The organism is Burkholderia sp. BCC1985 (assembly GCF_905339915.1).
GTDB lineage: Bacteria > Pseudomonadota > Gammaproteobacteria > Burkholderiales > Burkholderiaceae > Burkholderia.
The window spans coordinates 25,244-50,319 of sequence record NZ_CAJPGY010000049.1 but is presented as its reverse complement, the minus strand read 5'-3'; the positions used below and the strand labels follow the sequence as shown (position 1 = coordinate 50,319).

General features: G+C 63.0%; 21 protein-coding genes and 1 pseudogene. 8 read left to right on the top strand and 14 right to left on the bottom strand.

The window, feature by feature from the left end; genetic code table 11:
* Positions 1 to 114 precede the first annotated feature (114 nt).
* The 3 genes from U4Z31_RS31775 (at position 115) to U4Z31_RS31765 (ending at position 2,824) form a co-directional block, all read left to right on the top strand.
* Complete coding sequence (locus U4Z31_RS31775) at positions 115 to 1,416, top strand: aspartate aminotransferase family protein (RefSeq protein ID WP_321812415.1); 1,302 nt, start codon at positions 115 to 117, stop codon at positions 1,414 to 1,416.
* Positions 1,417 to 1,502: 86 nt separating this feature from the next.
* The gene (locus tag U4Z31_RS31770; RefSeq protein WP_321812414.1) at positions 1,503 to 2,372 is read left to right on the top strand and encodes an AraC family transcriptional regulator; all 870 of its coding nucleotides are present in this window, start codon (positions 1,503 to 1,505) and stop codon (positions 2,370 to 2,372) included.
* A 44-nt stretch (positions 2,373 to 2,416) separates the two neighbouring features.
* Positions 2,417 to 2,824 (top strand): DUF2000 family protein, encoded by a 408-nt coding sequence (locus U4Z31_RS31765; RefSeq protein ID WP_124485251.1) that lies wholly within the window; start codon positions 2,417 to 2,419, stop codon positions 2,822 to 2,824.
* Between the two features lie 136 nt (positions 2,825 to 2,960).
* Here U4Z31_RS31765 and U4Z31_RS31760 read toward each other — a convergent pair.
* The 3 genes and pseudogenes from U4Z31_RS31760 to U4Z31_RS31750 all read right to left on the bottom strand — a co-directional run.
* Positions 2,961 to 3,764, bottom strand: a pseudogene (locus tag U4Z31_RS31760) (DMT family transporter); the annotation flags it as partial.
* Between the two features lie 14 nt (positions 3,765 to 3,778).
* Positions 3,779 to 4,765, bottom strand: a complete 987-nt coding sequence (locus U4Z31_RS31755; protein WP_321812413.1) for a 2OG-Fe(II) oxygenase — start codon at positions 4,763 to 4,765, stop codon at positions 3,779 to 3,781.
* A 36-nt stretch (positions 4,766 to 4,801) separates the two neighbouring features.
* Positions 4,802 to 5,782 carry a hypothetical protein gene (locus tag U4Z31_RS31750; protein ID WP_321812412.1) on the bottom strand — a complete coding sequence of 327 codons (981 nt, stop codon included), beginning with the start codon at positions 5,780 to 5,782 and terminating at the stop codon, positions 4,802 to 4,804.
* Between the two features lie 133 nt (positions 5,783 to 5,915).
* On the opposite strand from U4Z31_RS31750, the gene U4Z31_RS31745 reads away from it, so the two are divergent.
* The gene (locus U4Z31_RS31745; RefSeq protein ID WP_321812411.1) at positions 5,916 to 6,767 is read left to right on the top strand and encodes a LysR substrate-binding domain-containing protein; all 852 of its coding nucleotides are present in this window, start codon (positions 5,916 to 5,918) and stop codon (positions 6,765 to 6,767) included.
* Positions 6,768 to 6,953: 186 nt separating this feature from the next.
* Here U4Z31_RS31745 and U4Z31_RS31740 read toward each other — a convergent pair whose 3' ends face one another.
* From U4Z31_RS31740 to U4Z31_RS31720, 5 genes are all read right to left on the bottom strand, one after another.
* The gene (locus U4Z31_RS31740; RefSeq protein ID WP_044846849.1) at positions 6,954 to 7,655 is read right to left on the bottom strand and encodes an ABC transporter ATP-binding protein; all 702 of its coding nucleotides are present in this window, start codon (positions 7,653 to 7,655) and stop codon (positions 6,954 to 6,956) included.
* Positions 7,655 to 8,428: a high-affinity branched-chain amino acid ABC transporter ATP-binding protein LivG gene (livG, locus tag U4Z31_RS31735; protein ID WP_044846848.1), complete on the bottom strand. Its 774-nt coding sequence runs from the start codon at positions 8,426 to 8,428 to the stop codon at positions 7,655 to 7,657. The genes U4Z31_RS31740 and livG overlap by 1 nt, the downstream gene beginning before the upstream one ends.
* Positions 8,425 to 9,696, bottom strand: a complete 1,272-nt coding sequence (locus U4Z31_RS31730; protein ID WP_044846847.1) for a high-affinity branched-chain amino acid ABC transporter permease LivM — start codon at positions 9,694 to 9,696, stop codon at positions 8,425 to 8,427. The genes livG and U4Z31_RS31730 overlap by 4 nt, the downstream gene beginning before the upstream one ends.
* A gap of 11 nt (positions 9,697 to 9,707) precedes the next feature.
* Positions 9,708 to 10,634, bottom strand: coding sequence for a high-affinity branched-chain amino acid ABC transporter permease LivH (livH, locus tag U4Z31_RS31725; protein WP_044846846.1), 927 nt, complete (start codon positions 10,632 to 10,634; stop codon positions 9,708 to 9,710).
* A 185-nt stretch (positions 10,635 to 10,819) separates the two neighbouring features.
* Positions 10,820 to 11,938 (bottom strand): branched-chain amino acid ABC transporter substrate-binding protein, encoded by a 1,119-nt coding sequence (locus U4Z31_RS31720; RefSeq protein ID WP_044846845.1) that lies wholly within the window; start codon positions 11,936 to 11,938, stop codon positions 10,820 to 10,822.
* Positions 11,939 to 12,724: 786 nt separating this feature from the next.
* Between U4Z31_RS31720 and U4Z31_RS31715 the strand changes: the two genes are divergently transcribed.
* On the top strand, positions 12,725 to 13,369 hold the full coding sequence (locus U4Z31_RS31715; RefSeq protein WP_415750315.1) for a hypothetical protein: 645 nt from the start codon (positions 12,725 to 12,727) through the stop codon (positions 13,367 to 13,369).
* An 86-nt stretch (positions 13,370 to 13,455) separates the two neighbouring features.
* Here U4Z31_RS31715 and U4Z31_RS31710 read toward each other — a convergent pair whose 3' ends face one another.
* The 3 genes from U4Z31_RS31710 to U4Z31_RS31700 all read right to left on the bottom strand — a co-directional run bounded on the left by U4Z31_RS31710 (position 13,456) and on the right by U4Z31_RS31700 (position 17,304).
* On the bottom strand, positions 13,456 to 13,674 hold the full coding sequence (locus tag U4Z31_RS31710) for a hypothetical protein (protein ID WP_044846844.1): 219 nt from the start codon (positions 13,672 to 13,674) through the stop codon (positions 13,456 to 13,458).
* Positions 13,675 to 14,781: 1,107 nt separating this feature from the next.
* Positions 14,782 to 15,813 (bottom strand): reverse transcriptase domain-containing protein, encoded by a 1,032-nt coding sequence (locus tag U4Z31_RS31705; RefSeq protein WP_321812409.1) that lies wholly within the window; start codon positions 15,811 to 15,813, stop codon positions 14,782 to 14,784.
* A 651-nt stretch (positions 15,814 to 16,464) separates the two neighbouring features.
* Positions 16,465 to 17,304 carry a hypothetical protein gene (locus U4Z31_RS31700; RefSeq protein WP_321812408.1) on the bottom strand — a complete coding sequence of 280 codons (840 nt, stop codon included), beginning with the start codon at positions 17,302 to 17,304 and terminating at the stop codon, positions 16,465 to 16,467.
* A 1,122-nt stretch (positions 17,305 to 18,426) separates the two neighbouring features.
* Between U4Z31_RS31700 and U4Z31_RS31695 the strand changes: the two genes are divergently transcribed.
* Positions 18,427 to 19,518 (top strand): helix-turn-helix transcriptional regulator, encoded by a 1,092-nt coding sequence (locus tag U4Z31_RS31695; protein ID WP_321812407.1) that lies wholly within the window; start codon positions 18,427 to 18,429, stop codon positions 19,516 to 19,518.
* Positions 19,519 to 19,525: 7 nt separating this feature from the next.
* On the opposite strand, the gene U4Z31_RS31690 is transcribed toward U4Z31_RS31695, so the two are convergent.
* The 3 genes from U4Z31_RS31690 to U4Z31_RS31680 form a co-directional block, all read right to left on the bottom strand.
* Positions 19,526 to 20,035: an OmpA family protein gene (locus U4Z31_RS31690; RefSeq protein WP_321812406.1), complete on the bottom strand. Its 510-nt coding sequence runs from the start codon at positions 20,033 to 20,035 to the stop codon at positions 19,526 to 19,528.
* Between the two features lie 88 nt (positions 20,036 to 20,123).
* Positions 20,124 to 21,392, bottom strand: a complete 1,269-nt coding sequence (locus U4Z31_RS31685; RefSeq protein WP_044847804.1) for a diguanylate cyclase domain-containing protein — start codon at positions 21,390 to 21,392, stop codon at positions 20,124 to 20,126.
* On the bottom strand, positions 21,389 to 22,096 hold the full coding sequence (locus U4Z31_RS31680; RefSeq protein WP_321804315.1) for a YfiR family protein: 708 nt from the start codon (positions 22,094 to 22,096) through the stop codon (positions 21,389 to 21,391). The genes U4Z31_RS31685 and U4Z31_RS31680 overlap by 4 nt, the downstream gene beginning before the upstream one ends.
* A 468-nt stretch (positions 22,097 to 22,564) precedes the next feature.
* On the opposite strand from U4Z31_RS31680, the gene U4Z31_RS31675 reads away from it, so the two are divergent.
* Positions 22,565 to 23,452 (top strand): LysR family transcriptional regulator, encoded by an 888-nt coding sequence (locus U4Z31_RS31675; RefSeq protein ID WP_044847802.1) that lies wholly within the window; start codon positions 22,565 to 22,567, stop codon positions 23,450 to 23,452.
* A 155-nt stretch (positions 23,453 to 23,607) separates the two neighbouring features.
* Positions 23,608 to 25,044: a D-aminoacylase gene (locus tag U4Z31_RS31670; RefSeq protein WP_321812405.1), complete on the top strand. Its 1,437-nt coding sequence runs from the start codon at positions 23,608 to 23,610 to the stop codon at positions 25,042 to 25,044.
* The last annotated feature ends 32 nt before the right edge of the window (positions 25,045 to 25,076 follow it).

Sequence of the window (25,076 nt, the reverse complement as noted above, 5' to 3'; positions counted from 1 at the left end):
AACGTGCCAAGGTATTAGCTCCTTTTCTACCTTGCATAAGAACTATTCGTTTCCATAAAACCAGACCGGCGCCTAGACTGCAAGCGATCCTTGGCCCTTGTCCGGAGCAGCCCGATGTCCCTGAACGACGACGCAACCTTCTGGCACAACGCCAGGCAGCACCTGATCCGCTACGGCGGCACGTTCGAGCCGATGATCATCGAGCGCGCGCAAGGCAGCTTCGTCTACGACGCGGACGGCCGCGCGATCCTCGATTTCACGTCGGGCCAGATGAGCGCGGTGCTCGGGCACAGCCATCCGGAGATCGTCTCCGTCATCAACGAATACGCGGGCAAGCTCGATCACCTGTTCAGCGGGATGCTGTCGCGCCCCGTCGTCGACCTCGCGACACGCCTCGCCGACCTCACGCCGCCTGGGCTCGATCGCGCGCTGCTGCTGAGCACCGGCGCGGAATCGAACGAAGCGGCGATCCGGATGGCGAAGCTCGTCACCGGCAAGTACGAGATCGTCGGCTTCGCGCAGTCGTGGCACGGGATGACGGGCGCGGCGGCATCCGCCACGTACAGCGCCGGCCGCAAGGGCGTCGGCCCGGCCGCCGTCGGTTCGTTCGCGATTCCGGCGCCGTTCACGTACCGGCCGCGCTTCGAGCGCAACGGCACCTACGACTATCTCGCCGAACTCGACTACGCATTCGACCTGATCGATCGCCAGTCGAGCGGCAACCTCGCCGCGTTCATCGCGGAGCCGATCCTCAGCTCGGGCGGCATCATCGAACTGCCGGAAGGCTACATGGCGGCGCTCAAGCGCAAATGCGAGGAGCGCGGGATGCTGCTGATCCTCGACGAAGCGCAAACCGGCGTCGGGCGCACCGGCACGATGTTCGCGTGCCAGCGCGACGGCGTGACGCCCGACCTCCTCACGCTGTCGAAGACGCTCGGCGCGGGGCTGCCGCTCGCGGCGGTCGTCACGTCCGCGCGGATCGAGGAACGCGCGCACGAACTCGGCTACCTGTTCTACACGACGCACGTGTCGGACCCGCTGCCGGCCGCGGTCGGCCTGCGCGTGCTCGACGTGGTGCAGCGCGACGGCCTCGTTCAGCGGGCGAACGTGATGGGCGACCGGCTGCGGCGCGGGCTGCTCGACCTGATGGAGCGCTTCGACTGCATCGGCGACGTGCGCGGACGCGGCCTGCTGCTCGGCGTCGAGATCGTCAAGGACCGGCAGACGAAGGAACCGGCGGACGGGCTCGGCGCGAAGATCACGCGCGAGTGCATGAACCTCGGGCTCAGCATGAACATCGTGCAGTTGCCGGGCATGGGCGGCGTGTTCCGGATCGCGCCGCCGCTGACGGTGAGCGAAGCGGAAATCGATCTCGGGCTGTCGCTGCTGGAACAGGCGATCGCACGCGCGCTGTAACCCCGCCGCCCGTCGCTGCCGCACGAAGCGCGTACGATCTGCGTACACTATCCGGCAGGCAACGACGACGGGCAGCGAGGCGAGCGATGGCGAGCGCGGCAAACGACAACGGCACGAACGAACACTGGCTCGTCGCGCGCCGCGATCCGGAAACGGGGATCGAAAGCCTGCGCGCGCATTTCAGCGGGCATGCGTACGATCCGCACGATCACGACGACATGCTGATCGGCTTTACGGAACAAGGCGTGCAGCGTTTCCAGTGTCATCGGTCGCTGCATACGAGCGTGCCGGGCCGCGCGATCCTGATCGAGCCGGGCGCGCTGCACGACGGCCATGCGCCGGAAGCCGGCGGCTTCACCTACTCGATGCTGTACCTGCCGCAGGCGTGGGTCGAACGTGCGGCACGCCGAATCGATCTTCCCGGCCTGAGCGGCGTCGAAGCCGCGTTCGGCCATACGCTCGTCGACGATCGCAGCCTCGTCGACGCGATCCGCCACGCGTTTCTCGCGATCCACGGCAACGAAGGCAAGCTCGCGCGCGACCAGACGCTCGACCGTCTGCTCACGCGCCTCGGCAGCCAATTGCGCGATTCGGTCGCGGCAAGCGCCGACACGAGCACGGGCACCGTGCCGCCGGCGATCGTGCGCGTGCGCGACCTGCTGCACGCGCATCTGGACGGCAACCTCGGCCTCGACGAACTCGCCGACCTGGCCGGCACCGACCGCTTCCGGCTCACGCGGCAGTTCCAGCGCGCATACGGCACGTCGCCGCACGCGTACCTGGTTCGCCTGCGCCTGCGCGCGGCGCGCCGACTGCTCGCGGCAGGCCGCACGCCGGCGCAGGCCGCCGCGGACGTCGGCTTCGCAGACCAGAGTCACCTCGGCCGCTGGTTCCGCCGCGCATACCGGATGACGCCGGCCGCCTATCGGCGGATGTGCACAAACGTTCCAGACTGATCTCGCCGGCTATCCGATCATGAGCGCTTCAACGAGGAGCACTCATGTTCGATACGAAAGTGGCATTGATCGTGCGCGACGATCTCGCGGCGTGGCAGAAACTCAACGTGGTCGCATTTCTCGCGACGGGCGTCGCGGCCGGCGCGCCCGAAGCGCTCGGCGAGCCTTACGAGGATGCGGCCGGGAATCGCTACGGCCGCATGTTCGGCCAGCCGATGCTGGTGTTCGCGGCCGACCTCGACGGCCTGCAGGCCGCGCATCGGCACGCGCTGTCGCGCGAAGTCAGGATCGTGCCGTACGTGCGCGCGATGTTCTCGACCGGGCACGACGCGGCCAATCGCGAAGTGTTTCGCGCCGGGGACGCGACGAATCTCGATCTGGTCGGCCTTGCATTGCACGGGCCGAAGAAGGCCGTGGATAAAGCCGTGAAGGGTCTGGCGTTGCACGCGTGAACCCGGCGTCCGGCTCGCTGCCGCGGGCCGCTTCCATGCCTGCCCGCCGCGCCCGGCCGAACCGTTCGCCGTGCTTGCTGGCGAGCCACACGCCGAGCGCGACGACGACGATGCCGAGATAGGTCGTCACCGGAATCCGGTCGCCGAACATCCACGCGGCCCAGGTCAGCGTCACGGGCGGTTCGAGATAGACGAGCGTCGCCACGCGCGTCGCGGGCATGCGCTTGAGCAGCGCCCATAACGTCAGGTAAGCCATGAACGTCGAGAACAGCGTCAGCCACACGACGGACAACCAGACGTTCGGCTGCGTCGGCACATGCAGATCGCCGGTGACGAGCCCGCATGCCGCGAACAGCACGAGGCTCACGCACCCCTGCACGAACAGCGGCAGAAACAACCCGTCCTCGTTGCTGCGCGCCGTCGTGAGCGCGCGCCGCCGCTGATAGATCGTCGCGATCGACAGCCCCAGCGCGGACACCAGCGGCAGCATGTACATCACGATGCCGACCGATTCGGTCGGCAGCGCGTATTGCCCGCCGATCACGATGCCGACGCCGATGAAGCCGAGCACGAGCCCGGCCCACTGGCGCGCGCCGCTGCGCTCGCTGCCTTCGAACGTCGTCATCGCCGCCGTGATGAGCGGCTGCAACGCCGCGACGATCGCCGCGATGCCCGGCGGCAGCCCATGCTGGATCGCGACGTAGACGCAGGCCAGGTAGAGAAACTGCGACAGAAAGCCGATCACCGCGTGATAGCGGATCTTCTCCAGCGTCAGGCGCCCGAGCCGCCTGTTGAGGACGATCGCCAGACAGAGCGTGACAAGCAGAAAACGCCAGAACAGCAGGTTGAACGCACCGGCCGTCTCCGCGCCGAGCTTGGCGCCGATGAAGCCGGAACTCCACGACAACACGAACACGAGCTGGATCAGGAAAAGCTGCATCGGAACGGCGCCCCTCAGAACGAGACCGTGGATGTGCGCGCGTCGCCCAGGTCTTCGAACCGGATCGGTTCGAGACCGAGGCGAAGGTACTGCATCGCGGCTTCGTCGCGGAGGCTGCGTTGCAGTGCCAGCCAGTTGACGACCGTGCGCGGGATCCCGTCGTCCGACGCGAGATGCCAGAAGCCGTTGTCGTCCTCGCGCGTGTACGGGCAATGAAACGACAGCACCAGCGACATGCGCCGCCCTGCCTCGACCGGTTCGACGCCATGGAACAGCTTGCTGCCATAGATCAGCAGCGCGTCGCCCGCCTGGCTCAAATCCGCCGTCTTCACATGCGCGCGTTCGCGATCGTGCCGATCGAACGTCTCGGCAGTCGATTCGTAGAACAGAAAGTTTCCGCCCTCGTATTCGGATCGATCCGACAGCACGATGTTCAGCACGAAACTGGTGCCGTCGGTGTGCCACATGCCGACCTGTTCCTTGTCGTCGCGCTCGCGCGTCGGGTAGTAATAGTTGAACTGCGAGCGCGCATTGATCATCGGATACGGGATCAACGGCGCGCCGGCCAGACGCGACAGCCGCAGCAGGAACGCGCGGTCGTGCATCATGGCGTCGATGAAGCGCGAGCGGTTCGTCACCGCACGCACCCGCTTCGAGATGATCCAGTTGCTGTGCGACGCGCTGCGTTCCAGCGTGCGGCCGATCTCGCGCAACGCGTGAACCGCTTCGTCGGTGAACAACCCGCGCAGGCTGCACACCGCGTTGAGCGCGTTCGACTGCGTGCCGCGCATCGGCACGTCGCGATAGCCGAGATCGTCGAGGTTGCGGCGATACCGCACCTGATAGCCGTCGCGCAGGAAGCCGCTCGTCCAGCGCATCCGTTCCGCAACGGTAACCGTGTCGTCCGCGACATTCGCGTCGCCGGCCAGCGAGGTCTGCAGCGCAAGCCTCACCCGATCGAACCCGCGCGCAAACACCGGCAGTGCATTTCCCTTGTTCATCGCGTGCCTCGCTCTCGTCGTTGCGGCCCCGGGGCGCTAGCCCTTGAACTGCGCAATCTGGTACACGACGCTGCCGTCCCCGCTGCGCAGCTCGTCGATCACCCGGCAGTTGCCGTGACTGCTGCGCACGTGGCGGAATTGCTCGGGCGTGTATTTCAGGCAGACGTTGGTGATCAGATGCCCGTGGACGCCCGCCTTCGACACAGGCTGCAGCGTAACCGCGACGTGGAACTGATCGCCCAGCAGGTTCAGCCGGACGATCGACACGTCATGCTCGCCGTGCGGCTCGAAGCCCTGCTGCCGGCTGACGACTTCGGAGAACCGCACCATGTTCTCGTTGCGGTAGAAATCGTAGATGTGCGCTTCGCGGCCTTCGACGAACAGTTGCATCTCCGACACCACGTAGGTCGACTTGCCGCCGAGATTGCGGATCAGCCGGCCGATCGTCACCGGCAATTCGTTGCCTTCCTGGAACCCGAGCATCGTGATGAAGGTCATGTCCTGGCCCAGATCGATGTGGTTCCACTGCACGTTCCGGTAATCGTCGGCGATGTAGTTGAAACAGCCGGGCGTCTTCAGGAACGGCATGATCGCGTCGCGCATCGCGTGTTCCGACGACTGGTTGATGTCGACCGCCGTGTAGCGCAGATGGTCCGGCCCGCCGCCGCTGACGCCCTTCATCAGTTCGGTCGTCTTGACCGGCTCGGGCCCGAGTTCGATGTAGTGAACATGGCGGCCGCGCGACAACGTGGCGAGACGCTCGCTCAACGCACCGATCGCTTCGCGCAACGATCCTTTTCCGTTGCGATCCGCACATAATGCAGGACTCCGAACCCCCAATTCGTTCAGGTTCCGCATCAAGGAGAAGACTTCACGCCCCGCCTCGCGCTGCCGCGCGGCATCGTCCGTGCGCTGCAACGTCGAATACTTCTCGTGATTCTCGACCGTCCATACCGACTCCGCCTTCAGCTTCCTGTCCCGCACCAATGCATCCACTACAAAATCATTGATAGACATGAATCGTTCCCCGGGATACGTGTCACGCTCGATCGAATGCCTGCCGTCGTCCGCCTGTTGACCCGAGGATAGGGAGGCGCAATAATTCCGTCAATCGACATTACCTGAATCACTGATTCGGAAAATCAAAATCATGCCGCGCACCCTGGACGTCGACCTGCTGCGTACCTTCCACGCCGTCGCGAAGCTCGGCCGCTTCAAGGATGCGGCCGCGTATGTGAATCGCAGCCCGTCGTCGGTCACCGCACAGATCCAGAAGCTCGAGGAGATGGTCGCGCAGCGGCTGTTTACGCGAAACAACCAGGCCGTCGAGCTCACGCAGTTCGGCCACAAGCTGCTCGGCGACACCACCGAGTTCCTGTCGAGCCACGACCGCCTGGTCGAATCGCTGTCGCCGCAGATCCTGACCGGCAAGTTGCGGCTCGGCATCCCCGATTCGTATGCCGCGCATTTCATGGCGGAATTCCTGCCGCGCTTCGCCGCCGACCGGCCGTTGCTCGAACTGACCGTCGAAGCGCGCTCCAGCGAGGAACTGCAGCAGCTGTTTTCCCGCGGCCAGCTCGACATCACGATTGCCGTCGTGCCGAAAGCGCTGCCGCACGCGGAACTGCTCAGCAAGACCCATCCGGTGTGGGTCGCCGCGCGCACCTTCAAGTTCAATCCCGACGCGCCGCTGCCGATCGCCGTGCAGCTGCAGGGATGTCCGTACCGCGACACCGCGCTGAACGCGCTGAAGAAGGCGAAGATCACGCACCGGATGCTGCTCGAGAGCGCGAGCTCGCCGGCGGTCGAAGCGTGCATCGCGAATGGCCTCGCGGTCGGCATCATCGAGCACGACCGCGTGTCCGGCAACCTGACGAGCAACGTCGCGGGGATCGCGCTGCCGGATCTGCCACCGCACCTGATCACGATCCTCACGGACGACAGCAATCGCGCCGCGCTGCATTTGCGCGACGTGCTGAAAAGCACGTTCAGGATCAGCTAGGGTAGAAGAGTCATCAGCAGGTCGAGGCCGAACCGCTGCTGATAGAGGTGTTTCGCGTCGCCGTAGTGAATTCGCGTCGATCCGAGTGCTTCGCCAGGTGTAGTCGAAATTGCTACGATCGAAGCCGAATCGGCTACACCATTCCCGTAGACCGCCGGCCCATTGCAGGCCGGCGGCCTTCTCTCGTCAACCGCCGAGATACGCCTGCTTGATGCGGTCGTTCGCGAGCAGGTTCGCGCCCGTGTCGGCGAGCACCACGCGCCCCGTTTCGAGCACGTAGCCGCGATCGGCCACACCCAGCGCCTTGTTCGCGTTCTGCTCGACCAGGAACACCGTGACACCCTCGTCGCGAATCGTCCGGATGATGTCGAAGATCTGCGCGATCACGAGCGGTGCGAGGCCGAGCGTAGGCTCGTCGAGCAGCAGCAGGCGCGGCTTGCTCATCAGCGCCCGGCCGATCGCCAGCATCTGCTGCTCGCCGCCCGACATCGTGCCGGCCCGCTGCGCCGCGCGTTCCTTCAGGCGCGGAAACAGCTTGAACACGTGCTCGATGCCGTCGTCGATTTCATGACGGCTCGCGAAGAACCCGCCCATCTTCAGGTTCTCGAGCACCGTCAGGCTCGGGAACACGCGCCGTCCTTCCGGCGAGATTGCCATCCCCTGCCGCATGATCTGGTGCGTCGACATCGCGGTGATGTCGTTGCCCTCGAACAGCACGCGGCCCGACGACGCGCGCGGCGTGCCGCATACGGTCATCATCAGCGTCGTCTTGCCGGCGCCGTTGCTGCCGATCAGCGTGACGATCTCGCCCTTCTTCACCTCGATCGACACGCCCGCGAGCGCCTCGACCGCGCCATAGTGCGTATGGACCTGTTCCAGCTTCAGCATCACTCTTCCCCCAGATACGCCTTGATCACGCGCGGGTCGTTGCGGACCGCTTCCGGCGTGCCGATCACGATCGGCCGGCCGTGCTCCATCACGAGGATGCGGTCCGACACGCCCATCACGAGGCTCATGTCGTGTTCGATCAGCAGCACCGACACGCCGAACTCGTGGCGCAGCTTGTCGATCAGGTGCTGCAGCTCGATCTTTTCCTGCGGGTTGAGACCGGCCGCCGGTTCGTCCAGCATCAACAGGCGCGGCTCGGTGATCATGCAGCGCGCGATCTCCAGACGCCGCTGGTGCCCGTACGACAGCGTGCCCGCCTGCCGGTTGGCGACCGACTTCAGCCCCATCCGGTCGAGCCACACGGCCGCGCGTTCGAGCGCTTCCTTCTCGGCGCGACGATACGCGGGCGTCGAGAACAGGCCCGGCAACAGCCCGGACTTCACCTTGCGGTGCTGCGCGACGAGCAGGTTCTCGACGACCGTCAGCGACTTGAACAGGCGGATGTTCTGGAACGTGCGCACGAGGCCCTTCAACGCGATCTGGTGGCTCGGCAGCCCGGCGATCGCGTGGCCGTCGAGCACGACGTCGCCGCCGGTCGGCTTGTAGAAGCCGCCGACGCAGTTGAACACCGTGGTCTTGCCCGCGCCGTTCGGCCCGATGATCGCGAACACCTCGTTGCGGCGCACGTCGAAATCGATGCCGTCCACCGCGAGCAACCCGCCGAAGCGCATCTGCAGCCCGGCGACCTTCAACAGTTCCGTATTCGCGCTCATTGCGGCAGCTCCACGTGGGGACGGCTCGCGGGCAGCAGGCCCTGCGGACGCCACATCATCATCAACACCATCACGAGACCGAAGATCAGCATCCGGTACTCGGCGAAGCCGCGCGCGACTTCCGGCAGCACGGTCAGCAGGATCGCCGCGAGAATCACGCCGAGCTGCGAGCCCATCCCGCCGAGCACGACGATCGCGAGGATCAGCGCCGATTCGATGAAGGTGAACGATTCAGGATTCACGAGGCCCTGGCGCGCCGCGAAGAACGCGCCGCCGATACCGGCGAACGCCGCGCCGAGCGTGAACGCCGACAGCTTGATGCGCGTCGGGTTGAGACCCAGCGAACGGCAGGCGATCTCGTCGTCGCGCAGCGCTTCCCACGCGCGGCCCATCGGCATGCGGATCAGGCGGCTCGTCACGAACAGCGTGAAGCCGACCAGCACCAGCGCGATCAGGTACAGGAAGATCACCATGTGCTCGCCGCTGTATTCCAGCCCGATCAGTTCATGGAACGTCTTCGCGCCTTCGACGCTCGCCGAGCGTGCCATCTCGAAACCGAACACCGTTGGCTTCGGAATGCTCGAGATGCCGTCCGGGCCGCCCGTGAGGCTCGTCAGGTTGTTCGCGAGCAGGCGGATGATTTCGCCGAAGCCGAGCGTGACGATCGCGAGATAGTCGCCGCGCAGGCGCAGCACCGGGAAGCCGAGCAGGAAGCCGAACGTCGCTGCGGCGATCGCCGCGATCGGCAGGCACTCCCAGAACGACAGCCCGAAATACTGGTTCAGCATCGCGTACGTATAGCCGCCGACCGCGTAGAACCCGACATAGCCGAGATCCAGCAGCCCCGCGAAACCGACCACGATGTTCAGCCCGAGGCCGAGGATCACGTAGATCAGCGCGAGCGTCGCGACGTCCACCGCGCCGCGCGAACCGAAGAACGGCCATACGAGCCCGACCGCGAGCAGCACCCAGATGATCGCGCGCTGCTGCTGCGCGCCCATCGCGGGCATCGCCGGCAGCTTCACCGCCGATTTCGCGCGCACGAGCCACGGCTTGAACAGCTGGAACAGGAACACGGCCGCGACCGCGATCCACACCGGACGCCAGTGCGGCGTGAGCACCACCTGATAGCCGTCGAGCTTCAGCTGCAGGCCGAGCACCGGGATCGTGAGGATCGCCGTCAGGAGCGCGGCGGCCGCGGCATTCTTCAGCGCCTGGCCGACCGACGCGTCGGCGGCCGGGCGGCGAACGGAAATGACTTGACTCATCTGCGTCTCCCTCAGACCTTTTCGATGTCCGACTTGCCGAGCAGGCCGGTCGGGCGGAAGAGCAGGATCAGCACGAGCAGGCCGAACGCGACCACGTCCTTGTACTCGGCCGGCATGTAGCCTGCGGCGAAGGTTTCGGCGAGGCCCAGCAGCACGCCGCCGAGCATCGCGCCCGGGATGCTGCCGATCCCGCCCAGCACCGCGGCGGTGAACGCCTTGATGCCCGCGACGAAGCCGATGTACGGATTCAGCTTGCCGATCGTCAGCCCGATCAGCACGCCGCCGACGGCCGCGAGCATCGCGCCGAGCACGAACGTGAACGAGATCACGCGGTTCGTGTCGATGCCGAGCAGGTTCGCCATCTTCATGTCTTCGGCGCACGCGCGGCACGCGCGGCCCATCCGCGAATGCGAGATGAATAGCGTGAGCGCGATCATCAGCACGACCGTCACGCAGACGATCAGCAGACGCGCATACGGAATCGTCACGTCGTAATCGCCGCCGAGATGGATGTCGAATGCGCCGGAGATCAGCACCGGCACGGACACGTCGCGCGCGCCCTGGCCGATCTGCACGTAGTTCTGCAGGAAGATCGACATGCCGATCGCGGAGATCAGCGGCACGAGGCGCGGGCCGCCGCGCAGCGGGCGATATGCGACACGTTCGACCGCGAAGCCGTACAGGCCGGTGACGAGCACCGATACGATCAGCGCGGCGCCGAGCACGAGCGGCAGCGGATAGCCGGCGGAGATGCCGATGGCGGTGAGGGTCACGAGGCCCACGTAGGCGCCGATCATGTAGATCTCGCCGTGGGCGAAGTTGATCATGCCGATGATGCCGTAGACCATCGAGTAGCCGATGGCGATCAACGCATAGATCGCACCCAGCGTCAGGCCGTTGACCAGCTGCTGGGCGAATTGAGGAAAGAAGTCAGTCATGTGCGGGAAGCTCCCGTTGGCGCTGGGTCGCGTGCCGTCGCCGGATCACGGCGGTCGGCCGCGCGCAACGCACGGTGTCGTCTCGGGCCGCCCGTCGGCCGCGCAATGCGGTCATGCGCGGCGCGAATGCACGCCCGCCCCGTCCGGGTCTCGGACAGGGCGGGCGCGCGGGCGGGTACGCCGGATTACTTGGCGGCGGTCTTCGTCGCGTCCTTGTGCCATGTGTAGACGACGAACTTGAACGCCTTCAGGTCGCCCTGGGCGTCATACGCGACCTTGCCGATCGGCGTGTCGAACGTCGTCTTGTGCATGTACGCGGCGACCTTCGTCGGGTCGGTCGTCTTCGCGCCGGCGATCGCGTCGGCGATGATCTTCACCGCTGCGTACGACGGCATCTGGAACGGGCCGTTCGGGTCGCGCTTCTTGTCCGCGAACGCCTTCACGAGCGCCGCGTTGGCCGGGTCGGCCGAGAAGTCGGCCGGCAGCGTGACGAGCATGCCTTCCGAAGCCGGGCCGGCGATCGCCGTCACGTCCTTGTTGCCCACGCCTTCGGGGCCCATGAACGTCGCCTTCACGCCCTGCTCGCGCGCCTGGCGCATCAGCAGGCCCATTTCCGGGTGATAGCCGCCGAAGTAGACGAAGTCGACGCCTTGCGACTTCAGCTTCGTGATGATCGCCGAGTAGTCCGAATCGCCGGCGTTGATGCCTTCGAACAGCACGACCGGGATCTTCGCGCCTTCGAGGTCCTTCTTCACCGACGACGCGATGCCCTGGCCGTACGACTGCTTGTCGTGCAGAATCGCGACCTTCTTCGGCTTCACGTTGTTGATGATGTAGTGCGCGGCGGCCGGGCCTTGCTGGTCGTCACGGCCGATCGTGCGGAAGATGAAGTGGCGCTTCTTGCCTTCCGTCAGCTGCGGCGCGGTGGCCGACGGCGTGACCATCACGATGCCTTCGTTCTCGTAGATGTCGGAGGCGGGGATCGTCGAACCCGAGCACACGTGGCCGATCACGTACTTGATCTTCTGGCTGACGATCTTGTTGGCGACGGCGACGGCCTGCTTCGGTTCGCATGCGTCGTCCATCTGCACGACTTCGAACTTGTTGCCGCCCGCGCCGCCTGCCGCGTTGATCTGTTCGATCGCGGTCAGCGCGCCGGCCTTCACCATGTCGCCGTATTGGGCGACCGAGCCGCTCATCGGACCAGCGATGGCGATCTTCACGGTTTCCGCTTGCGCGGCGGCGGCGCCGGCGGCGAACAGCACGGCGGCGACGGAAATGGACGTAAGACGGGACAGCGTCATCTGGGAGCTCCTCGATGTTGTTTAGTCATACGGGCAAAGGCGGCATGACTTGCGCAATCGAACAGCACCCGGGGCGAGGACATGGGACACGCCCGAGACACATGAAGACGGACCTGCGGATGGATGTTGCGTAGCGGGGCCCGGCTCTTGCAGTCCCCCAAGGGGGACGTCTGGTTCGGAAAGACATCGTGATGCGTCTTGCATTGCGCAAGCGTTTCGCCTGCCCCGCTTGCCAACTGCTTGTTCGGAGGGATGGTCCGACAGCCGTTGGCAAGGCAGTCGAAATTATATGGGGGTTTTTAAATCGTCTGTCAAAAATGCCGCTTCTATGAGGGAAAACACGGAGAAACTTGGCTGGGGAGAGGTGGCGATTTGGGAGCAACTCGGGTGGGGGGAGAACGTTTGCGGTGGGTGCAATTGGGTTGCGATTTTGGGTGGGGTTGTGGGGTGGTGGCTTGATGGGTGGGGCTTTGCGGCGATTGGTGGTTGTGGATCGTGCGATTTTTTGTTTTTGGGGGTCGGTGTGTTTTAAATCAATCGACTGAGGATTGCGTGGTCGCGCACCAACGCGGGGCGGCGGGTTGGATCGGTTAATCCTTCCATATGCTAACGTTTACGGCACTTACGAAAGCTCGTTGTTATTTTTATGAAATAATGCGAACTCGCCTCTGCAATCCAGCCAGCCTCCCTGCGAACCGCGCCCGCCGCGCTTCGCCGTCGCTTCAGGGCCGCTTCAACGCCCGTCCGTCGTTCAGTCTCGCCAGCCAGTGATCTGCCGTTTTTTCAATGCACATCACCTGCTTCGGATCGCATATGAATCATCCCTTCCGTCTTTCTTCCGCCGCCGCGCTTGCTTGTGCGCTTTCTGTTTCTACCGTCGACGCCTCGGGCCGCGATTCGCTGGTCGATCGCTCCGGCGGTGCCAACGTGTTTCGTTCGGAACGTCAGGCCGTGGCTCGCGATGATGTGCGCTCCGCACGCGTAAACCGACGCGTAAAGTACGCTGCGCCGACTGAACGCAGCCCGTTCGATACGCCTGATACGCGGCCGGTGCGTGTGTCAGGCGATACGCTCGAATCGCACACTCCGGCCGTATCCGAATCCGATTTCGTATTGCCCGCGAATCGCGTTGCGCTCGGCGCGGGTGGGAGCGACAGCCTCGGGCGCGCTTTGCCCGGATATGAACAGCGTGCGCAGAACTGGGACGAATACCTGCGGGCGAATGGTTCGCGACCTGTCGGCAGCGGCGGCTCGTATGCGCCAACGCGGACTTACGATGCCGCGCGCGGGCCGCACGGTACGCCGAATCCGTTTGATCCGTCAGTGCCGCAACCGGAGACCCGGACGTTCTACGACAACGGCGCCGGTACGCATTGCACGGCTACAGGTGGAGCTGGAACGTCGCGGTCGTCGTGCAATATTGCCTGGTGATGTGCTGGGGACGGCCGATGGCAACTAGCCTGCCCGGCGCGCTGCGCGACGTCGCGCAGCGCGGCCGCACCTCGCGGCGTTGCCTTTTACAGTTTCGTGATGATCAGCCTGCCAGGCTCAATATCGATCCGCGCCTTCTGGCCGGGTACAAAACACGCATCTTCGATCAGCCACATTCCACCAATCTTCATGTACGGGTAGAACTTCTCCGGCTTGATGTCGGTTTTCGGGGTACCCCACATTTCCTGGATCGTGACGAAACGTTCCGTCTTCGGTGGTCGTGCTTTATGATTCGGCTTAGCCATGGGCAACTCCTGCTTAGTTGGCTGTGGTTAGCGGGTCGTGAGTGTTCCTAGCACTTGCGGCCCGCGCTCGTTTACTACAGCGTTTTTTGTGGTCTGGACTCCTCCTTTGTTTTTTGCCCCGATGAAAGCAATGTTTCGATAGGGACCGGTTACGTTGCGTCCATTCGCGCGCGCGATGCACGCGCGATCATCACTGGACATTGCCTATTAGACCATCGCGGACGCCCAATATTTGCGGCTTGCGCGAACGTTAGCCATTAGGCATAGGCACGCAATTTCGCCCGTGTGCGCCGCGTCATTGCATGCACAGATGCGGAAGGAAAAGTAATCGACGCGGCCGTCGATCGGCCTCGGGACGCGATCATTCGAAACAGTTCGAATGAATTGGCTTCACGCGCGGCACGAGCACGGTTCGATACAGAAGCGACTGCTGCTCCGTCTCTTCCGATTTCCCGACATAAAGAAGTTGCTCGCTGGAAACGTTCGTTTTCTATAGCCTTGACAGGCTGCAATCAACGGCGGATTCAACCGGTCGATGCAACATTGATGGAATCGTTCAGCCGGTGTCTCGTCGATATGACTTATCCGCACGCAGGGCTGCAGTCGCCAGCATCAGAACGGGCAGTACAACTGGATTACGCGATCCGGTAGATCGGCGAACTCATAACCCGAAGGTTACAAGTTCAAATCCTAATCCCACAACCAAAACCCAGTAAGGCTTTGCGCGATTTCCACAGTCTTTTGGTAGTCCATTCTTTTGCGATTTTGGGCAATAGGTGGGAAAACACAGCGAAATTCCGGCGAGAATCCGTCGCACCATCAAATCCGCTTTCGAGCAGTTTTTTTCGAGGCCTGCAACAACGTTGGCCCCGCCATCCTTCCCACGTTCAAGTCCCAAATGACGAATGCGGACAATGGGCGACGAAGGGCCGCCCTGTGCCCCCGCTCAGACCGCGAGCGCGAGCGTCCAGCTACACACCGGGAACACGACAAGACTTCAAAGCCATTACCAGCATTGGCAAAGGGCTTGGTCGTTTACGGGCCGTCCATGTGCGATTTGAATACCAGACACTCGAAAGTGCCACCGCATTATCAAAATGGTGGCATCTAGAGCGAAAGTTCATTAAGAATTTTCGATAATTTCGGCAAAGCTTCGCGGACAAATTTATTGTCAACTTCAATAGACCGCCAATATGCCAGTTTACCCAGGATTTGCCTAAGATGAAGCGGAGATTTTCTATTTTTTCTTAGATAGGTCGCAGGACCATGCTTAAGAATAAAATAAACTGCCTGCCTTATCTCGCGCTTATACCCTCTCTTGAGTGAAATGCTATTTTCACCGACCACAAGACCAGTCACCACTCTTCGGCCGTGGCCGTTCATCAGCCGGGTCTTTTCTGAATTTATCACCAACCCTTCTGAAAGACATATTTTCTCTACACTAGAAATGAACCCGAGGCCTATCGACTCGCCAGAGAAGGTTAAATCGTCAGCATATCGCGTATAAATCAAGCGACAACGAGTCGCCAATCCCGCGAGGCGAAGGTCTAATTTTTTGAATAAAATATTACTCAAAGCTGGACTCGTTGCCCCGCCTTGCGGCAAGGCACCTCTAACGGTGCATAAGCGCGCCAAAAAGAATGCTACCTCCGTGGCATACCCTAACTCGGAAAAATATCGCCACACAAGCTCAAAGGAAATCGATGGAAAGAAATCCTTGACATCCATCTTTAATATTGGCCTGCCTGACGAATGCGCTACAGCATTGGTGCGAATATTTCGCTTTGTTCGATAAGAGTGAACGCAGTCGGATGGCAGGCTTTGAGCGAGGATATGGCGAGCAATCCAGCGTTGGCACTCCAATAGAGAACGATATGGTGCTTCAATGGGGCGAGTGCCACCGCGCCGTTTCTTGATTTCAAATTGGCGATAGTGGCTTTCCGTCCCAAAAATCAGCGACCCCAGATGCTCATTGGTTCGACCAAGAAGCTTGGCTAAATGCTCAAAACTGAAAATTACTGGAACGTTATTTTCGACGAGCTTGGCAGCATAATCGCCCAGAACAGCCAGGCGGTCTTCCTGAAGGCCAATATCTCTGTAATATTTTTTCCAATCTTTGGACCGAGAAAGAAGGGTCATGGATTCTCTCGTGAGTGCCTCCACTGGCTACCAATACATCATTTATTGCACCTAATCTCGAACGAGCATTATGCGCGAGAGCGCATAAGCGCAGGTCGAGTTAGGTACGACGGAGCCGATGCGAAAGCATCGGGTTCGTCGTAGGCTCACGCGCCACAACGTGGCGTGTGAGCCTTGCAGCGAGATGGGCCGTTACCCAACCGGAGCAATTCAAACTCCAACGTCTAGCCTGTGGAGGCGATAGCATCTTACCCCATTCGCGTTTGCCGGAGAAGGACTTTTTTTCGAAGCGATGGGGGAAGCTCTGTCCATTTTGGAACATATGCCGAATTTATCGGTAGCGGTGCTTGCATAAAATTTGCTGGAATACTGGGGTGTTGACGCTCGGCATCGGTTGGCCCCGCTTTTCCAGGAGTTGCCGCAGAAAGTTGTATCAGTATCTTAAATCCTTCCGGAGTCAAAGATATTACATCTTCAGAAATACTAACAAGCCCCAAATTTTGCAATTTCCTTATTGTCTTCGCGAGTTCCGCCGGCGAAAGCAACGTCCGCTGAAAAGCGGTGTAGAGGTGAAGCGAACCCGTTGAGCTCGAAACGAACCCCTTAATAACGGATAATTCGCTTCTGGACAAATTGGGGAAGTTATGAAAATTATTCATAGCGCCTAAACAATGTCTCTCTTAACGCTCCGGAGCGCAATTCCGGCCACCAAAAAACCGGGAAAACGGAGTTTGGAATATTGGTTTCAGAACCAAACAACGCTTCCGCCGCTCCATACCCACAAAATGGAAGATTTTTACCGTTGATCTTCTCTGCGAGACGTCCCTCAAGTCGACTCATCTCATATCGCGCATTGTCAAGCTCGTCTCCGGCGTAGTGGCCAGTTATTCCCTTCTCAAGTTCGTTGCATACGTAGACATCTCGCACCAAATGCGAGAATTTAAATTTTGCCGCTCGCATGCCAGCCATCATGGCTACGTATATCTCGGGCTTAGTTAGATGTTTTGGCCAATTCTTTCTTATGTAGTCGGCGCGGATCTTTATCGTTTGCCCGGTTCCAAAAAACTCATCAACCAGAACTATGTTGGGGCATCTATTTGCAAGGGAATTGACTTTGTTGGCCTTACTTACAAGCGGATAAGCACCGCCTCCCAATCTGGATAGCGATGGCTTCAGAGCGTGCAACACGAACTGACCGCTGTCAGATAAATCATCCCAACTGATTGCGGCGATTTGCGTTGACACCGGATCGAGCCCCCATACATTTACCACTTGATTTGCAATTGACTCGAATGATTTCTTATACTCGTCAGCACCAAGATACGTAAATCGCCCCAGCAGATCCAAGAGAAGATCAATTTCAGAATTTGACTCGCACTCGCCGAGTAATTTGTAAACTTGACTTTCTCGATCACAAAGCCATGGATTATTCATAAATAATTTTACGGCCTTGCTAATAAAGTATTTTGTGGTTTCGCTTATCTCTTTCACCTTAGTCTTCCCTGCGGAGACATCAATCTGGCGTGGCTTTAATCGCCGAATGTAGCAAATATCGGCATTTCGGGAAATTAACTTAACCCGGCAGTTTCCGCAACCACGAAACTGTGCAGCCGAGCGCGCTGGGTTCGCCGCTCACAGTTCCAGAACTTTACGACGTACATCGGCGCGGCCACAGCGCGCGAACGGAGCTCGCGCTCTTCGATAAGCCGTTCAGCCCCGCCTTCGGCTCACATCAACGCGGTGCTCGCATGGTCGGTCGGCGATCAGGTTCAGTCTTGCAAATTCCAGTCTTTTAGCGGCTGTCGAGTCGCGACCGTGCCAAGACTACTCGCTTAGGCGACACCGCATGGTGTCGAATGACTGGAACGCGTCGAAGTTCAGCCATATGACACCGTTGAGCGAGCGTCGCTTCGTGGCCGGAAGTCGCCAGTCGCCGCCCTGCGCGGCTCCACCGGCGACTTCCGCCCCGGAACCGACTTTCACCGATCCCCGCAACGGTCACTTGATGAGGGCCGCCACGTCAGATCGTATCGGATTTTGCCCCCCGGATTGCTATCCCGTCCAGTCGGTTAATCTTCGTTCTTGCCTGCGCGAGGGTGGTATACCCACGCTCGGACAGCGATACGACAGTAAGTAACATCCAGGCCACCAGTTGGCAAGACCTTGCTATTGTGCCGTCGCAAATGTGATCGTGTGACGCGCCGTGTACGGCTCGCGAGCGTAGTCCGTATAAGCGCTTGATCTCCGCTCGCAATTCACAATACTGAGAAACGCTTTGAAACTGAAATCCTCCAAAGACCGGCAAGCTCGCTAAACGACGCGGAACGCGTACGGATAGTTGACGATCACCAAAACCTTCCCGACAGGCGTTTTCGGGACAATATCTTGAAATTGAAAGGTTCAATATTGAAATCGTCTGGCGATATCGCAACCCTTGTCCTGTATGCAGAAAAACAGCGCAATAATATTGAAGACCGCCATTACGTCTGACGAGAAACGCCCCAAAAGCAACATGTTTCCGACCGAAAACGCCTACTCATATTGAACCCCGCACAAGAATGAGTAATATGCCTGAAAGGCTGTCAAAAAGAACGCATCGCGCGGGGTAGCCAAATGCAACGGAACGAGTTGATTCCATCAGCATTGCTCGACGACATCTACGCTGCAGCACTGGGCGATCAGAGATGGGAAGTCGTGCTCGACGGCTTGCGATCGTCGGTCGGCGTGCGCATGGCCACGCTGCTGTCGTTCGACGATGCGGCGGGAGTGCCGGTCATCGACCGGGCTGCGGGCGACGACGAGCCGTGGGTTGCCGATTGCCGCCGCGCATACAACACCGAGTTCTATCTGTATGACCCGGTCGTACCGATCGCCGGCAACTGGCCGACTGGTCGCTGGTTCGAGGACGTCAAGCAACTGTCCCGCCCGCAGCGCGAACACTGCGTGTTCTACCAGGAATTCCTGAGGCCATACGGAATCGGCAGCATCGCCGGCCTGTATATCCATCGCGGCGAGCACACCGGCGCATTCCTCAGCGTACAGAGCGGCCCCGAATCGCAGGGCCTGTCGGACGCACAGCGCGTCGCGATCGAAAGCATGGGCGCACACATCAGCCGCGCGTTGCGGATCGAGGCACGCATCGGCGAACTCGAAGCACGCGTGGCCGCCGCGGAATCGGCGCTCGATGCGCTTCCGGTGCCGGTGTTCTTACTCGGCGCGCAACGCGAACTCCGCTATACGAATCGCGCAGCCGATCAACTGATCGCGGCGGAACCTGCGCTGCGAATCGTAAACGGGCGCTTCGCGCCGGAAGGCTGCGTCGACGATGCGCAATGGCGGCACGCGTTCGCGCGCGGTGGGCTGTTGCTGCGCCGTGCGACGGGCGAACCGCTGCCGCTTGCGCTGATACCGGTGCCCGGACAGTCACGCCTCGTGCGCGAACGGCCCGGCGTCGCGGCATTGATGACGGCGGCCGACCTGCGTTCGCCGGCGGCACGCGCGCAGCGGCTGCGCGTGTTCTACGGACTGTCGTCGGCCGAAGCCGATCTCGCGGTGCTGCTGTGCTGCGACGGACGCTCGCCGCAGGAATGCGCCGAGCTGCGCGGCGTGTCGATCGGCACGATCCGCTCGCAGATCAAGTCGATCTATGCGAAGACGGAAGTGACGCGGGCGGCGCAATTGACGTCGCTGGTCATGCAGACGTGACGCCCCCTCACCTCGGCGACACCACAATCGCCGCCCTCCGGTTCTGCGCCCGCCCGGCGGGTGTCCGGTTATCCCCCACCGGATCGCTCTTCCCCTTCCCGACCACCACGATCTGCTTGCCGTCCAGCCCCACATCCACAAGCTCGATCGCCACCACCTCCGCCCGCCGCCGGGACAACTCGAGATCGTAAGCCGTCTCCCCTTCCTCGTCCGAGTACCCATAAACCCGCACGCCATTGATCCCGGCCGACCTCAACGTCCTCCCGATCCGCTCGACGATCCGCCTGACGACCGGCTTGAGGTTATACCGATCAAAGTCAAACAAAATCGGCCCCGTCGACCCGAACTCGAACCCCTGCTCGGTCTCCTGAAACCCGGCCGACTTCAGCGCCGTGACCTGCGTCTGCGTGAGCCCACGATGAAGCGGCGGCGTCTTGCACCCGCCGAGCAGCAGGCACAGCAGCACCGCGCTCGCGACGCACATCCTCCCCATGCTCACAGATAACGCGTTTTTCATCACAGTCCCCTTCCTTCGCATGCGCGCGCATCGCGTGCGCTTCTTATCCCGCCGCCGCGGCCTCGCCCGCAGCGCGAAACGATCGACGTCAAACCGGCCCGGCTACGCCTTCCGACAACTGCCACGACCCCGGCCGCGCACGCTTGGCGCGGTACATCGCGGCATCCGCCGCGCGCAGCAAGCCGCTCGCGTCGGACGCGTGGTCGGGATACAGCGCAACGCCGGCACTCATCATGGTGGCCACCATGCGTCCGTCGGGCAACTCGATCGACGACACCATGCCGGACAAAATCTGGTCGGCGATCAGGCACACGCTGTCCGTGTCGCGCACACCCGTCAGCATCACCGCGAATTCATCGCCGCCCAGGCGAGCGACGAGATCGGTTTCGCGCACCTGCGCGCGCAACCGTGCCGCGACGCCGACCAGCACCGCATCGCCGGCATCGTGGCCAAGGCAGTCGTTGATTTCCTTGAAGCGGTCGCAGTCGAGATACAGGATGGCGACCCGCTGCCCCGTCAACACGGCGTCGCAGAGTGCCAGCGACAGACGCGACTCGAACTGCACGCGGTTGGGCAAACCCGTGAGCGCATCGTGCGTCGCCTTGTATTCGAGCGACGCGTTCTCGTCACGCAGCGTGTTCTGCCACTCCTCGAGTTCATCGAGCAGCGCATTGAAGTCGTCGCCGAGCTGGTTCAGTTCGGCGATCGCCACGGGCTCGACGCGCCGCGCGAACGCACGCTCGCGCCGCACGGCGTGCGCGACGGCGGCAAGCGCGCGCAGCGGCGCGACGATGTTGCGCAGCAGACGCTTCGAGCTGATGTAAGCGCCGAACACGCTGACGACGAGACAGCCGAGAATGCCGCCGATGCCACCAAGCAGGAATCCGAAGAACTGATGCCCGCGGCCACGCACGATCACCTGACCGACGACGATGCCGTCGTGCATCACCGGAACGGTCACGGCCCCCGGCAACGCGAGATCGGCGACGACGCGCTCGAGCCCGGCGATCCGGCCGCCGGCAGGCAGCTTCCAGGTCGCGAACAACTGCCCCTTGTTGTCCGTGACGACCACCTGCGCGACGTCCTCGTCGCTGGCGATCGTCGCGATCGCTTCGCTCGCCGCGGCACGGTCGCCGAACACGAGCGCCGCCTCGACCGTGTAACCGAGCGAGCGGGCCAGCAGGTTCAGGTTGTTGCCGGCGTACGCACGCAACGCGATCACGGCGACGACGATCAGCGACACGGCGGCCATCGTCACCGCGACGAACGCCAGGCGCAGGTGCGCGCGGCGCAACACGCTTTGCAGCGTCGGGCGGGGCACGCGTGAGGATGCGATGGGGGGCGCGGAACGTGTCATGGCGTCAGCGTCCGCCGCGCGAGGTTGAGCACGTTCGGATGCACGCGCACGCCACTGCGCGCGACGGCGTCGAGATTGATGTCGAACGTCACGTGCTCGCCTTCGACCGTCAGACAGAACATGCTGCCCGCGGTGCACGACGGATCGTGTTCGGCGATGGTCAGCACCGGATGGCCGGCGAGCGCGGTTCTCACCCGCATTCGCTCGTCGTTGCCGAGCGCGCCGAGATACACGACGTCGCAGGCGATGCCGAGCGAGGGATCATCGAAGCGGACGCGCTGCACGTCGAGCACGGTCGAGCCGGCCTGCATCGTGTCGGTGAGGTCGCCCGCGTAGTCGGGCCTGCCCGTCACGCACAGATGCAGGCGCACGGGCGTCGTCGGCCAGCGCGTGAAACTGACGATGCCGAGCACGACCTGGCGTACGTTGGAGTCGTGTGACGAAAAGGCGGGACCCGTCGGGCCGGCGGGCGTCGCGGTGGCTGCGACGTGCATCGTGTCGACCAGCTCATCCCTGTCGGCAAGCGATCCGGCAAGGACGGAAGGGACAACGCTCAGAACGCAAACGATTGCGATGAATGCGTGACGCAACGACGCGACTCGGCCCGACCGGCCGGACGCCGTCCGCGCGGCGATTGCCGCCGCGCCCGCTGGCGTCGATGCGGCCGCATGCTTCGCGGCCGTCGCGCACACACTCGCATCCATGATGGAAACATCGGTTGCAGTCGTTCCCGGCCCTGCCTCCTGCCTGTCGTGTGCGCGCGCAGGTACCGTGTCACGCACATGATTGCTTCCATCTTAGGTAAAAATTCGCAACCCGAACCAGTGGGATACTCCCGCCAAATCGCAATCGGAAAATAGGGCGAATCGGTGCGATGCGCGACGATGCGAGTGAACGTGTTTGCCGACGACGCTCGAGCCTCGCCTTCGAAAATTGATCAGTGGATTGAGCGTGCGGGCGCGTCAACCTTCATACATTCGTCCCGGCTTCGACGGATCTTCATCCACCGCCCGACGCGCATCTTCTGCCAGAAGCGGTCACGTCATTTCTCCCGTCGCGATCGCCCCGCGAGCGGCACCGCCGGCCACGAATCGATATCGACGAAAATACCGGTGCGAGAATCCTGCCGCCACACGCCGGCATGCGGGAGCCGGCCTGCACATTGGAGCGCCATGAAAGTCGAAAACTCGGAACTCGAAGCCTTCGTCGCCGTTGCGGAACTCGGCACGTTCCATCGCGCGGCGGAAAAGCTGCACCTGACACAGCCGGGGCTGTCGCGCCGCATCCAGAAGCTCGAACAGACGCTCGGCGTCGAGTTGTTCCAGCGCACCACGCGCAGCGTGACGCTCACGGGCGTCGGCCGCCAGTTCCTGCCGATGGCGCGCGAGCAGATCGCGCAGCTCGGGATGATGCTGTCGTCGATCCAGGAGATCGCGCAAAAGCGCTACGGCAAGGTGCGGCTCGCGTCGATCCCGACGGTCGTCGCGCAGGCGCTGCCCGACGTGCTGCGCCACTATGCGGCCAGGTATCCGCAGGTCGCCGTGCAGATCCTCGACGGCAATCACGACTTCGTGCTGTCGCAGGTGCGCGCGGGCATCGCCGAGTTCGGCGTGAGCCTGCACCCCGGCGACGACGACGATCTGGTGTTCGAACCGCTCTTCACCGACCGCTACGTGCTCGCGACCCACGAGGACGATCCGCTGGCGCGCGCGGACGCCGTCACGCTCGGCGAACTGCGGCACGCGAAGCTGATCATCGGCGGCCGCGACAGCGGCAATCGTCTGCTGCTCGAAATGCTGATGGGCCAGGAGGCGGTGCGAACCCGCTGGTTCTACGAGGTCGAGCACATCTCGTGCGTCGCCGCGCTGGTGGCGGCCGGCGTCGGCAGCGCGATCCTGCCCGAAAGCGCGCTGCGTGCGTACGGCTCGCCGGCGGTGCGCGCGGTGCCGATCGCGAGCCCGACGATCGACCGCACGGTCGGCATCGTGCGGCATCGCACCATCTCGATGTCGAGCTTCGCGAGCGATCTCCTTGCGCTGGTGAAGGCAGCGTTCGCGTAACGCGGCGGGCGCGGCGCTCGCATTGATGCCGGTTTCGCATGAATCGCGAGCCGAACGGCATTGGACGCCTGAAAAATGGCTGGCGACGATGGTGGCGAACATGAACGACGGACACGGGCAGCCCGCCGGTCCGGGCAGATTCCGGAGGAGCCACCATGCATTTCGACTTGATCCTGCGCCGCGGCGAGCTGATCGACGGTACGGGAGCCGCGCGCTTCGAGGCCGATCTCGGCGTGACGGGCGAGCGCATCGCCGCGATCGGCGACCTGGGCGGCGCGACGGCGGCACACACGCTCGACGCGAGCGGCCTGGTCGTCGCGCCGGGCTTCATCGACAGCCACACGCACGACGACGCGTTCGTGCTGACCGATCCCGACGTCGAGCCGAAGGTCGCGCAAGGCGTCACGACGGTGATCGCCGGCAACTGCGGGATCAGTCTCGCCCCGCTGCTCGCCGAACGCGACGTGCCGCAGCCGCTCGACCTGCTGGGCGCGTGGCAGTCGTTTCGCTTTCCGTCGTTTCGCGCGTATCTCGACGCGCTCGACGCAACGCCCGCCGCCGTGAACACGGCGGCCCTGCTCGGCCATTCGACGCTGCGCGTGCGGCACATGGCCGATCTCGATCGCGCGGCCAGCGCGGCGGAGATCGCGGCGATGGCGGCCGACGTGCGCGAAGCGATGACGGCCGGCGCGTTCGGCGTCTCGTCGGGCACCTTCTACCCGCCCGCGGCGGCCGCGACGACCGACGAGCTGATCGACGTGTGCGCGCCGCTGCGCGAGACGGGCGGCGTGTTCGCAACGCACCTGCGCGACGAAACCGACGCGATCATCGCGTCGCTCGACGAAGCGTTCTCGATCGGACGCGCGCTCGACGTGCGCGTCGTGCTGTCGCATCACAAGGTGGCCGGCAAGGCCAACCACGGCCGCTCGGTCGAAACGCTCGCGCATATCGACGCGCAGCGCACACGGCAACCGCTGTGCATCGACTGCCATCCGTATCCCGCCACGTCGACGATGCTGCGCGCGGATCGCATCCGCCAGTCGTCACGCGTGATCCTGGCCTGGTCGAAGCCGCATCCCGAGCTCGCGGGCCGCGACTTCCACGAACTGCTGCCGCTGTTCGGCGATTCCGTCGACGCCGCGATCGACGCGCTGCGCCCCGCCGGCGCGATCTACTTCGTGATGGACGAGGCGGACGTGGAACGCATCATGCGCCACGAACTGACGATGATCGGCTCCGACGGCCTGCCCAACGACACGCGCCCGCACCCGCGGCTGTGGGGCACGTTCCCGCGCGTGCTCGGCGAATTCTCGCGCGAGCGCGGCCTGTTCCCGCTCGAAACCGCCGTGCGCAAGATGACGGGCCTCACGGCCGAGCAATTCGGCATCGCGGCGCGCGGGCAGCTCGCGGTCGGTCATTACGCGGATCTCGTCGTGTTCGATCCCGCCCGCGTGATCGACCGTGCGACGTTCGCGAGTCCGACGCTTCGCCCTGAAGGCATCGAGCACGTGTTCGTCAACGGGCGTGCCGTGCTCGAACACGGCCGGCACACCGGCGCGCGCCCCGGCCGGGCGCTGCGCCGTGGACACTGACGTCGGCCGATCGATGGCACGCCTGTCCGTCG

What these genes read in the sequence shown, in the direction of transcription:
- U4Z31_RS31690 (WP_321812406.1), bottom strand. Translation starts at nt 20,035, where the DNA reads ATGAAAAACGCGTTATCTGTGAGCATGGGGAGGATGTGCGTCGCGAGC.
- U4Z31_RS31770 (WP_321812414.1), top strand. Translation starts at nt 1,503, where the DNA reads ATGGCGAGCGCGGCAAACGACAACGGCACGAACGAACACTGGCTCGTC.
- U4Z31_RS31745 (WP_321812411.1), top strand. Translation starts at nt 5,916, where the DNA reads ATGCCGCGCACCCTGGACGTCGACCTGCTGCGTACCTTCCACGCCGTC.
- U4Z31_RS31710 (WP_044846844.1), bottom strand. Translation starts at nt 13,674, where the DNA reads ATGGCTAAGCCGAATCATAAAGCACGACCACCGAAGACGGAACGTTTC.
- livH (WP_044846846.1), bottom strand. Translation starts at nt 10,634, where the DNA reads ATGACTGACTTCTTTCCTCAATTCGCCCAGCAGCTGGTCAACGGCCTG.
- U4Z31_RS31715 (WP_415750315.1), top strand. Translation starts at nt 12,725, where the DNA reads ATGCACATCACCTGCTTCGGATCGCATATGAATCATCCCTTCCGTCTT.
- U4Z31_RS31685 (WP_044847804.1), bottom strand. Translation starts at nt 21,392, where the DNA reads ATGACACGTTCCGCGCCCCCCATCGCATCCTCACGCGTGCCCCGCCCG.
- livG (WP_044846848.1), bottom strand. Translation starts at nt 8,428, where the DNA reads ATGAGCGCGAATACGGAACTGTTGAAGGTCGCCGGGCTGCAGATGCGC.
- U4Z31_RS31695 (WP_321812407.1), top strand. Translation starts at nt 18,427, where the DNA reads ATGCAACGGAACGAGTTGATTCCATCAGCATTGCTCGACGACATCTAC.
- U4Z31_RS31680 (WP_321804315.1), bottom strand. Translation starts at nt 22,096, where the DNA reads ATGGATGCGAGTGTGTGCGCGACGGCCGCGAAGCATGCGGCCGCATCG.
- U4Z31_RS31720 (WP_044846845.1), bottom strand. Translation starts at nt 11,938, where the DNA reads ATGACGCTGTCCCGTCTTACGTCCATTTCCGTCGCCGCCGTGCTGTTC.
- U4Z31_RS31740 (WP_044846849.1), bottom strand. Translation starts at nt 7,655, where the DNA reads ATGCTGAAGCTGGAACAGGTCCATACGCACTATGGCGCGGTCGAGGCG.
- U4Z31_RS31670 (WP_321812405.1), top strand. Translation starts at nt 23,608, where the DNA reads ATGCATTTCGACTTGATCCTGCGCCGCGGCGAGCTGATCGACGGTACG.
- U4Z31_RS31675 (WP_044847802.1), top strand. Translation starts at nt 22,565, where the DNA reads ATGAAAGTCGAAAACTCGGAACTCGAAGCCTTCGTCGCCGTTGCGGAA.
- U4Z31_RS31750 (WP_321812412.1), bottom strand. Translation starts at nt 5,782, where the DNA reads ATGTCTATCAATGATTTTGTAGTGGATGCATTGGTGCGGGACAGGAAG.
- U4Z31_RS31730 (WP_044846847.1), bottom strand. Translation starts at nt 9,696, where the DNA reads ATGAGTCAAGTCATTTCCGTTCGCCGCCCGGCCGCCGACGCGTCGGTC.
- U4Z31_RS31705 (WP_321812409.1), bottom strand. Translation starts at nt 15,813, where the DNA reads ATGACCCTTCTTTCTCGGTCCAAAGATTGGAAAAAATATTACAGAGAT.
- U4Z31_RS31765 (WP_124485251.1), top strand. Translation starts at nt 2,417, where the DNA reads ATGTTCGATACGAAAGTGGCATTGATCGTGCGCGACGATCTCGCGGCG.
- U4Z31_RS31755 (WP_321812413.1), bottom strand. Translation starts at nt 4,765, where the DNA reads ATGAACAAGGGAAATGCACTGCCGGTGTTTGCGCGCGGGTTCGATCGG.
- U4Z31_RS31775 (WP_321812415.1), top strand. Translation starts at nt 115, where the DNA reads ATGTCCCTGAACGACGACGCAACCTTCTGGCACAACGCCAGGCAGCAC.